At 63.6% G+C, this 8825-nt stretch carries 6 protein-coding genes and 1 pseudogene; 5 read left to right on the top strand and 2 right to left on the bottom strand.

Annotation, left to right across the window (positions count from 1 at the left end):
* The 5 genes from AC5RWX_RS26880 to AC5RWX_RS26900 form a co-directional block, all read left to right on the top strand.
* Window positions 1–966 (top strand): ABC transporter substrate-binding protein (locus AC5RWX_RS26880; RefSeq protein WP_494099321.1); only part of this gene is annotated, 966 nt, incomplete at its 5' end.
* Window positions 967–1045: 79 nt separating this feature from the next.
* Entirely contained in the window at window positions 1046–2548 is a 1503-nt protein-coding gene (locus tag AC5RWX_RS26885; RefSeq protein ID WP_494099322.1) for a malate:quinone oxidoreductase, read from the top strand.
* Window positions 2549–2619: 71 nt separating this feature from the next.
* Window positions 2620–5838, top strand: a complete 3219-nt coding sequence (locus AC5RWX_RS26890; RefSeq protein WP_494099323.1) for an efflux RND transporter permease subunit — start codon at window positions 2620–2622, stop codon at window positions 5836–5838.
* 106 nt (window positions 5839–5944) lie between these two features.
* Complete coding sequence (locus AC5RWX_RS26895) at window positions 5945–7054, top strand: LLM class flavin-dependent oxidoreductase (RefSeq protein ID WP_163162589.1); 1110 nt, start codon at window positions 5945–5947, stop codon at window positions 7052–7054.
* On the top strand, window positions 7054–7524 hold the full coding sequence (locus tag AC5RWX_RS26900) for a MarR family winged helix-turn-helix transcriptional regulator (protein ID WP_494099324.1): 471 nt from the start codon (window positions 7054–7056) through the stop codon (window positions 7522–7524). Before AC5RWX_RS26895 ends, AC5RWX_RS26900 begins: the two co-directional genes overlap by 1 nt.
* 17 nt (window positions 7525–7541) lie before the next feature.
* Here AC5RWX_RS26900 and AC5RWX_RS26905 read toward each other — a convergent pair whose 3' ends face one another.
* Both AC5RWX_RS26905 and AC5RWX_RS26910 read right to left on the bottom strand, forming a co-directional pair.
* Window positions 7542–8348 carry a transglutaminase-like domain-containing protein gene (locus AC5RWX_RS26905; RefSeq protein ID WP_494099325.1) on the bottom strand — a complete coding sequence of 269 codons (807 nt, stop codon included), beginning with the start codon at window positions 8346–8348 and terminating at the stop codon, window positions 7542–7544.
* 74 nt (window positions 8349–8422) lie between these two features.
* Window positions 8423–8825 (bottom strand): annotated as a pseudogene (locus AC5RWX_RS26910) (hypothetical protein); the annotation flags it as partial.

Genomic DNA, 8825 nt, shown 5'->3' on the forward strand with positions numbered 1-8825 from the left:
GGCCCTTTCAGCCTGAAGTCCTGGGATGAAGGAAGCGTCACCCTCACCAGCAATGCGTCCTACTGGGGGGACCGCGGACAGATCGGCACCATCAACTTCGTGGCCTACAACCATCCCCAGGCCCGTCTCCAGGCACTCCTGGACGGCAAGATCGACGGGTACGATGCCGTCACGGTGGGCAACTTCGACCAGCTGGTAAAGCGAGGTAAACAGATTGTGCAGCGTGATCCATTCTCGGTGATGTACCTGGGCATCAACCAGGAAATTCCGGTCCTGCAGAACCAGAAAGTCCGGCAGGCCATCGAGATGGCGATCGACAAAGAAACGCTGATCCGCAAGTTCTTCATCGACAACACCGCCGTGGCCACCCAGTTTGTCCCGCCGAAAATCAGCGGATTCAACAATGACGCCCCCGCCCTGGGCCACGACCCGGCCAGGGCCAGGGAGTACCTCAAGGAAAGCGGATACGCCGGCGAAGCGCTGAGGTTCTACTATCCAATGAACGTCACACGGCCCTACCTTCCAACGCCGGAGAAGGTTTACGCCGAAATCAGCCGCCAGCTCACGGCCGTGGGGCTCAATATCCAGCCTGTGCCCGTCGATTGGTCTGACGGCTACCTCCAGAAGGTCCAGACCCCGGGGGACCACGCGCTTCACCTGCTGGGCTGGAATGGTTCATATTCGGATGCCGACAACTTCGTTGGCCCCCTCTTCGGGGAGAAAAACGGCGAGTTCGGATACCAGGACCCGCAGGTCTTCTCGAAAATCAACCGCGCGCGGGGGCTGCCGGAGGGAGAGGAACGCGATGAGCAGTATCACACCATCAACGCGCAGATCGCGGCGTCCGTCCCCGCGGTACCCATTGCGTTCCCCATTTCGGCGCTGGCCCTTTCAGACCGCGTAGTGAGCTATCCGGCGTCACCTGTCTTGAATGAAGTTTTCACTAAAGTACAACTGAAGCCTTGACGGGCCCGCCCAATTTCAGTAGTAGGGCTGCCCGGGGATATTCTGTGACAGCCAGAGCCGCTGCAATCGGAGACTGATCGTGACCTTCATTTCCAAGACCCCACATGCCGACGTCGTCCTGATTGGCGGCGGCATCATGAGCGCCACGCTGGGGGCATTCATCAAGCAGTTGGAACCGGACTGGACCATCTCCATGTTCGAGCGGCTGGACGAGCCCGGGCTGGAAAGCTCTGGCCCGTGGAACAATGCCGGAACCGGCCACGCCGCCCTCTGCGAACTCAACTACTCCCCCGCAGCCAAAGACGGCTCGGTGGATCCCACCAAAGCACTGCTCATCAATGAGCAGTTCCAGCTTTCCCGCCAGTTCTGGTCCCACCTCGTGGACCAGTCCCTGATCGGTTCGCCCAAGGGCTTCATCAACACCGTGCCGCACATGAGCTTTGTGATCGGCGAGGAGAACACCAGGTTCCTGAAGACCCGCTACGAGGCGCTTAAGCCGCACGCACTGTTCCGCAGCATGGAGTACTCGGAGGACCACGCCCAGATCGGCAAATGGGCTCCGCTGATCGTGAAGGGACGTGACCCCAAGCAGCGGATCGCCGCCACCCGCGCCGCCGAGGGCACAGATGTCGACTTTGGGGCACTCACCCGCGAGCTGACCACATACTTGGGGAACAACGGCGTCGAGATTAACTACGGCCACGACGTCACCGGTATCTCCAGGGCGTCCGACGGAGGCTGGAATCTTTCGCTGAAGTACCCCAAGTCCGGAGAGCACGGTAAGATCCACGCAAAATTTGTCTTTGTGGGCGCCGGCGGCGGCGCACTCCACCTGCTGCAGGCCTCCGGCATCCCGGAAAGCAAGGGCTATGGCGGGTTCCCGGTCTCCGGCCAGTTCTTCCGCTGCACGGACGAGGCCCTGGCCGCGCAACACAGCGCCAAGGTGTACGGCCAGGCGTCGGTGGGAGCTCCCCCCATGTCCGTGCCCCACCTGGACACCCGTTACGTCAACGGCAAGCGTTCCCTGCTCTTCGGCCCTTACGCCGGCTTCTCCACCAACTTCCTGAAAAACGGCTCCTACCTGGACCTGCCGCTGTCCATCCGGCCCAGCAACATCATCCCCATGCTGGCCGTCGCCAAGGACAACATGGACCTCACTGCATACCTGGTCAAGGAAGTGGCCAAGAAGCACACCGACAAGGTGGAGGCGCTTCGCGAGTACTACCCGGAAGCCAAAGCAGGCGACTGGGAACTGATCACGGCGGGCCAGCGTGTACAGATCATCAAGAAAGACCCGCAGAAGGGCGGTGTCCTTCAGTTCGGCACTGAAGTGATCGCCGGCCGTGACGGCTCCATCGGCGCACTCCTAGGTGCTTCGCCCGGAGCTTCCACCGCGGTACCCATCATGATCGAACTGTTGCGGAAGGCCTTCCCGAAGAATTTCAAGGGCTGGCAGTCCAAGCTGAAGGACATGATGCCCGGCTACGGCGTCAAGCTTGATGACCACCCGGAACTTGCGATGGAGCTCGAAAGGGCAACGGCCAGGTCCCTCCAGCTGGAGAGTGTTTCCGCCAACCACTGACCCCTGCCGGGGTGCGTTGACCGGCTTCCGGTACCGCAACAGTAAGTCAGACCCCACAGGAGACCGATTCGATGTTCCGGCTGGCACAACTCTCACTGGCAAACCGGGCATTGATCGCTCTCATCACCGTTCTTGCTTCCGTCTTCGGCGTGATCACCATGACGTCGCTGAAGCAGGAACTCATTCCGCCGATCGAGTTCCCCCGGATCACGGTGCTGACGGCCATGCCTGGCGCCTCCCCGGAGGTGGTGGACAAACAGGTCAGCGGGCCGCTGGAAACCGCGTTGAACGGCGTGGAGGGGCTGGAATCCACCTCCTCCACGTCGCGCAACGGCGTCTCGCAGATCACCATGGTTTTCACTTACGGATCCAACCTGGACCGGGCCCGGAACCAGATCGACCGCGCCATCTCCAACGCCAAGCGGTCCCTGCCCGAGGACGTACAGCCGCAGGCCTTCGCCGGCAGCATCAATGATTTCCCCATCGTGTTCCTGGCGGTGTCCTCGGACAAGTCGCTGAGCGAACTCAACGCCGACCTGCAGCGCCTGAGCGTGCCCCGGCTGCAGAAGATCGACGGTGTCCGGGGCGCCGACGTGACCGGCGGGGCCACCCAGCACATCGAGATCCTTCCCCGCCCGGAAGCCATGGCTTCGGCCGGCGCCACCATCACCTCCATCCGCGATGCATTGGCCAACAACGGCACCCTGGTTCCGGCCGGGACCCTTGAAGAGCAGGGCAAAACACTGTCCCTGCAGATCGGCAGCCCGGTGAATTCACTGGACTCGATCAAGGCACTCCCCCTCGCCGGGGCAAAGAACGCCGCCACGATCGGCACGGTGGCCGACGTCTCGCTCGAAGACGACGAACGCACCTCCATCACGCGGACCAATGGCGAGGAGACGCTCGCCATTTCCGTCACCAAGAAACCTGAAGGCGACACTGTCGGCATCTCGCATGCCGTCCGGAACACACTTGCCGAGCTGGAAGCCGAACTGGGTTCGAACGCGAAGTTCACGCCGGTATTCGACCAAGCCCCTTTCATCGAGAAATCCATCAAGGACCTCACCACCGAAGGCCTGCTGGGACTGGGCTTCGCCGTGGCGGTCATCCTGGTGTTCCTGATGTCTGCCCGCTCCACGCTGGTGACGGCCGTATCCATCCCGCTCTCGCTCCTGATCACCTTCATCGGCCTGTCGGCCACCGGCTACTCACTGAACATCCTGACGCTGGGCGCCCTCACCATAGCCATCGGCCGGGTGGTTGACGATTCGATCGTGGTCATCGAAAACATCAAGCGGCATCTCAGTTATGGGGAAGATAAAGTCACTGCCATCCTGACTGCCATCAGGGAAGTGGCCGGCGCCATCACAGCCTCCACCCTCACCACCGTGGCCGTGTTCCTCCCCATAGCCTTCGTGGGTGAACTGGCCGGCGAACTGTTCAGGCCGTTCGCACTCACCGTCACCATCGCGCTGCTGGCCTCCCTGCTGGTCTCGCTGACCATCGTTCCGGTGCTCGCGTACTGGTTCCTGCGGAATCCGGGCACCGTCCCTGGCAGCGACGCCGCCCGGCAAACGGCAGCCGAGGCCCGGGCCAAAGCCCAGGAAGCGGAACAGCGGAGCCGGCTGCAGCGGGGGTACCTGCCCATCCTGTCCAGAACCCAGAAGCATCCGGTGATCACCCTCGTGGCGGCCGGCCTGGTCCTCGGCGCGACCGCCGCCATGACGCCGCTGCTGGCAACCAACCTGCTGGGCAATTCCGGCCAGAACAGCCTGACCGTCCGCCAGGTGCTCCCAGCAGGCACCAGCCTGGCGGACACGAGTGCCGCGGCGATCCGGCTCGAGGAGGTCCTGCGCGGAATCAACGGCGTCCGGGACGTCCAGGTGACGTCCGGCAACGCCCAGGCCGGTTTTGCCGCGCTCACCTCCACCGGGTCCTCCAACTCAACCTTCACCGTAGTGACGGATGAAAGGTCAGACCAGGAGCAACTGCAGGAGACAGTGCGGAACGAACTGGCAAAGGTGCCCGGCTCCGGGACGGTTTCCGTGGGCACCCAGCAGGGCGGTTTCGGCACTTCGTCCACGGTGGACATCACCATCAAGGCAGCCACCACGGCCGACCTGCAGGCAGCAAGCGACACCATGGTCAAGGCCATGACCGGCGTTCCGGGGACCAGCGAGGTGGCCACCAACCTTGCGGCCAGCCAGCCGGTGGTGCAAGTGAAAGTGGACCGGGCGAAAGCTGTCGCTGCCGGACTTAACGAAGAACAGGTAGCCGGCGTCCTCGCATCAACCATCAGCCCCATCCCCGCCGGAACGGTTCGGATCGACACCGACGATTTCCCGGTCCAGATCGGCCAGGGCACCAGGTTTACGAGTATCGACGCTGTCCGAAGCATCCCCCTGCCTGCCGCTGGCGGGCCCGTCCCGCTGGCCAGCATCGCGTCGGTGGAACAGGTGGACGTGCCGGTATCCATTACCGCCAGCAACGGCCAGCGCACAGCGACGGTTTCCGTGACGCCGTCGGAGTCCAACCTGGGTGCAGTCAACGCCGAGGTCCAGAAACGCCTCGCGGAGGTGCAGCTCCCGGCCGGAATCACTGCTGAACTCGGCGGCGCCACCACCCAGCAGCAGGAGTCATTCCAGCAACTCGGGCTTGCGCTGCTGGCCGCCATCGCCATCGTCTACGTGATTATGGTGGCCACCTTCAAGTCATTGATCCAGCCGCTGATCCTGCTCGTCTCGGTGCCGTTTGCTGCCACCGGTGCCGTTGCCCTGCTCCTGGTGACCGGGGTCCCGCTGGGACTGCCCTCGCTGATCGGCATGCTGATGCTGGTGGGAATCGTGGTCACCAACGCCATTGTGCTCATCGACCTCATCAACCAGTACCGGCAACCCGACGACGGCCGGCCGGGGATGAACGTGGCTGACGCCATCACCCATGGTGCCCGCCAGCGGCTCCGCCCGATCCTCATGACCGCCCTGGCCACAGTCTTTGCCCTCACCCCTATGGCGCTGGGCCTTACGGGTGGCGGCGGCTTCATCTCACAGCCCCTGGCCGTGGTGGTGATTGGCGGGCTCATCTCCTCCACCGCTCTGACCCTGGTGCTGGTGCCTGTGCTCTACCGCCTGGTGGAGGGCCGGCGCGAAAGGAGGACGCTGCTCCGCGAGCTGCAGGAACGCCCGGAGTTTGGCCACGGAGCGGACGTGGACGAGGAGTTCCGCGACTGGACCACCGGGATGGTCCCCAAGGTCAGCGGGCGCCGGGCTGCACCCGGAAGCCCCGACTAACAAAAGCGGAATATTTTCCAGCCGGCAGCGTTGTACCCGGCAATAGATGCAAATGCATCTAACTTGGCCTATAGTGGAAGCAAGCCCAGCAACGGAAAGGCACATCATGCAGATCGGTGTTTTCAGCGTCAGCGACATCACCACGGACCCCACCACGGGCCGGACCCCCACCGAGAACGAACGCATCAAGGCATCCGTGGCCATCGCCAAAAAGGTCGAGGAAATCGGCATGGATGTCTATGCCCTGGGCGAGCACCACAACCGGCCCTTCTTCTCTTCCTCCCCCACCACCACCCTTGCCTACATTGCGGCGCAGACCGAACGCATCACCCTGTCTACGGCCACGACGCTCATCACCACCAATGATCCCGTGAAGATCGCCGAAGACTTTGCGATGCTCCAGCACCTCGCAGACGGCCGGGTGGACCTGGTCTTGGGACGCGGCAATACGGCTCCGGTCTACCCGTGGTTCGGCAAGAACATCCAGGACGGCGTTGAGCTCGCGATTGAGAACTACAGCCTGCTGCGCAAGCTGTGGGACGAGGATACCGTGAACTGGTCCGGAAAGTTCCGCACTCCGCTGCAGAACTTCACCTCCACCCCCCGCCCGCTCGACGGCGTCGCCCCCTTCGTGTGGCATGGTTCCATCCGCACCCCGCAGATCGCCGAAGTGGCTGCCTACTTTGGGGACGGCTTCTTCGCCAACAACATCTTCTGGCCCAAGGAGCACTACCAGCAGCTGATCGGCCTCTACCGGGAACGCTACGAGCACTACGGCCACGGCAAGGCAGACCAGGCAATCGTGGGCCTGGGCGGGCAGTTCTTTATGCGGAAAAACTCGCAGGATGCCGTCAAGGAGTTCCGCCCCTACTTCGACAACGCTCCCGTGTACGGCCACGGGCCCTCCCTGGAGGACTTCACTTCGCAGACGCCGCTGACCGTCGGCAGCCCACAGGAAGTCATCGAAAAGACCCTCACGTTCCGGGAGTACTTCGGTGATTACCAGCGGCAATTGTTCCTCATCGACCATGCAGGCCTGCCGCTGAAAACCGTACTTGAGCAACTGGACCTGTTCGGCGAGGAAGTCCTGCCTGTCCTGCGCAAGGAGTACGCGGCCCGCAAGCCGGCCCACGTTCCCGAACCGCCTACCCACGCCGGCCGGGTGGCCGCCCTGCTGGCAGCCCAGGACGCCGAAAAGTCCGCCGCGGAGGCATGATGGCCGCCAGGAATGCAGAGTCACCGGTCCGCCTCGCCGCGGAAACCTGGGAATCGCTGTTCCGGGCCCAGGTTGCCGTGATGCGCAAGCTGCAGTCCGGCCCGGCCTTCCGGAAGCTTGCGGTGAACGAGTACGACGTCCTGTTTACGCTCTCACGGTGTCCCACCGGATGGCTCCGCCTCAACGAGCTCAACGACAACGTCCTGCTGAGCCAGTCCAGCCTCAGCAGGCTGGTGGAGCGGCTCGAGAAACGCGGGCTCGTGGCCAGGATGCCCGCTCCGGAGGACGGCCGGGGCGTGCTCCTGCAGCTGACGGACGCAGGCCGGGAACTGCAGAAGGAGATCGGACGCGAGCACGTCCGGGACATTTCTACCCTGATGGGTCCCGCCCTGACCCCGGCGGAGCAGAAAGAGCTGCGACGGCTTACCGAGAAGCTCCGGAGCTCGCTGGGGCCCCGCCCGCTGCGCTAGAAATACCCCTGCGCCGCTTAGCCCAGTTGCAACAGCCGGGCAGGGTCCTCAACCGGCAAGGCGCCGTTGACCACTGCGGTGACCTGCAACTGGTTAAGGATGAGGCTTCCCCCCACCGTGGAGAGGAAGGCTGTATCGGCAGAATCGCGGCCGGCCGTGATGCGCAGCATAGATTCCCGCGGGGCAAGGCCCGTGGGATCGATGACGTGCCAGGCCCCTTCCACATAGGCCTCCGCCACGGCGTGGAAATCCATCGGGCTCAGGCCCGGAGCGTAGACGGCGGCCAGCCTTGCCGGGATGTCCTTGGACCTCAGCAGCGCGATGGCCAAATGAGCAAAATCCCGGCAGACTCCACGGCGGCTGAGGAGCGTTTCCACTGCACCGTCCGTGCCGCGGGAGGATCCGCTGAGGTACCGCAGTTCCCCGTTCACCCAGTTCCGGACGGCGTGCAGCAGCCCGCCGCCGTGGACTCCTTCGAACTCCGCATAAGCAGTGGGCAGGAGACGGTCGGATTCGGCGTAGCGGCTGGGACGGACGTAGCGGATCCTGTCGGCGAGCCCGGTGTCCTCGGGTTCGGCCCTACCTGCCACCGTGGCCGAGTATTCCACCGTCACCTCTGCCGGTTCGACGAACTCCATGTAGTGGAGCCTGCCCCCGTGGTGGTCCGATACCTCTGTAAGGGGTACATCGCTGCCCCCCGTTGTCACAGACAGGGACTCCTTGAACGAGGAGTAGCCGGTGTTCCGTGCTACGGCGATGGTCATGGCCACCTTGGTGTTGGCAACGGTCTTGAAGACCAGTCGTGCGGAAACACTGCGTTCCATGGCTCTCCGGGGGTGTTGGGCGGTGGACGACAAGTCCCCGCTCTGCCCGGCGCATGGTGGGGCCGGGAAAGGGACTAGTTGTTGATCTCCAGAGACATTAGCATCCGCTGGACGTTGGCAAATTCACTGCCTTCGGAGACGTACCGGGCGGCCTGGTCCAGGGTATCGAAGGCCTTGGCCGGAGCCACTTTTTCATCCGGGGCAAAGGCCTTGACGGAGACCACATCCCCAAAGGAGTAGTCCCCTTTCCCGGCCGGGCCACGGATGATGTTGCGGAGCTCGCACGCCTGCCCGCCGGCACCGGCCACCACGTTGGTGATGCCGTAGGAGCCGAAGTAGCGGTACCCCTGGATCACCCGGAAAACCGCCCTGGGCGGTATTGTTCCTTCCCCGCCTGCGGCGGGCACTTCGACGGGAACGCTGCTGATCACCGTGTACGGCCGCCGAGAGGCGTCTGCACATTCAGCAGACGACGGC

It is taken from the genome of Arthrobacter sp. SPT-J7 (genome assembly GCF_059089965.1).

Excerpts from the sequence above, each read along its gene's own strand:
- AC5RWX_RS26890 (WP_494099323.1), top strand. The coding sequence starts at position 2,620 with ATGTTCCGGCTGGCACAACTCTCACTGGCAAACCGGGCATTGATCGCT.
- AC5RWX_RS26895 (WP_163162589.1), top strand. The coding sequence starts at position 5,945 with ATGCAGATCGGTGTTTTCAGCGTCAGCGACATCACCACGGACCCCACC.
- AC5RWX_RS26900 (WP_494099324.1), top strand. The coding sequence starts at position 7,054 with ATGGCCGCCAGGAATGCAGAGTCACCGGTCCGCCTCGCCGCGGAAACC.
- AC5RWX_RS26905 (WP_494099325.1), bottom strand. The coding sequence starts at position 8,348 with ATGGAACGCAGTGTTTCCGCACGACTGGTCTTCAAGACCGTTGCCAAC.